Source organism: Bathymodiolus azoricus thioautotrophic gill symbiont (assembly GCF_001298715.1).
GTDB lineage: Bacteria > Pseudomonadota > Gammaproteobacteria > PS1 > Pseudothioglobaceae > Thiodubiliella.
In genome coordinates, this window is the sequence record NZ_CDSC02000396.1 from 1 (window position 1) to 1012 (window position 1012).

The 1012-nt window shown below is 41.0% G+C and carries 1 protein-coding gene; it reads left to right on the forward strand.

Going from position 1 to position 1012, the window contains the following annotated elements; all coding sequences use genetic code 11:
- Positions 1-60: 60 nt before the first annotated feature.
- A partial coding sequence (locus BAZSYMA_RS07670) for a C80 family cysteine peptidase (RefSeq protein WP_143243156.1) occupies positions 61-1012 on the forward strand: 952 nt, incomplete at its 3' end.

Sequence of the window (1012 nt, forward strand, 5' to 3'; positions counted from 1 at the left end):
CTTAAGGGGGGTGATACATCTTTTATTAAATCGCCTTATATACCAAAAAATGTCATACAATTGACAGAATTCGGAAATTCAACCCTAAAACAACAACACTTGGTATTTGGAGGTGATGATTTTGATGCTGACATTCGTGTCAGAATTTTGCATGGGGATGTAAAGCAGATTCCTACGACAAGGGAGACTTTGGAAAACTTAGACCTTGTATCTCAAGTTACTCAGCAGCCTATTGAGAAGGTGAGTATTTTCGTGCCTACTACAGGAAATTTCAGTCATTATCAAAAACTGGTTACAGCGTTATCTAACAAATATAAAGTTAACATTGCAGTATGGACGAAAACACAAGAGGGTAAACCCGTAAAATGGCTATCAAAAACATCTCAAGACTCAGGTATGACTGTGCATACCCCTATTGTACACTTGGCCGAAACCAAACCCCACAATGACCAAAAACTCCAAGACTGGGACACCCTAAACCAAGAACAAATCGACAAGCTCACCGCAGAAGCACAAAAAACCAAGCCTCGATTAGCCAGCCACGACCACCAAGTCCTAATCCAAACTGAACCCGATGACAATGTCAAAGACAGCGCTCTCAAGCTTACCTTTAAGCACCCAACACAGACCACCATCGTACAAATGCAAAAAGACGGCACTTACCGAGTGGTTTACGGCACTGAACTTGATAAAATAACAGGCAGAGTTAAATTGTCTGTGATAGGTTATGGCAGAAAAACACAAGAGGGGGGCGACACGCTGGGTGGTAGAAGTGCTACTGAGTTAAGTGCCAATATTACCGAACTCAATCAAGCATTAACAGGTGATGTTGACATACGGCGCATTAGTATTGTCGGTTGTAATATAGATTCAGACAATCCTACCGATAATAGCGACAGTCAATATGGCAGAAAAATGGTTGAAAAGCTCAGTCAATCAAATATCAAAGCTCCCGTTGTTGTTAGAAGTAATTATGTGGCTGTTGACGAACACGGTAGAAAAATAACTTCAA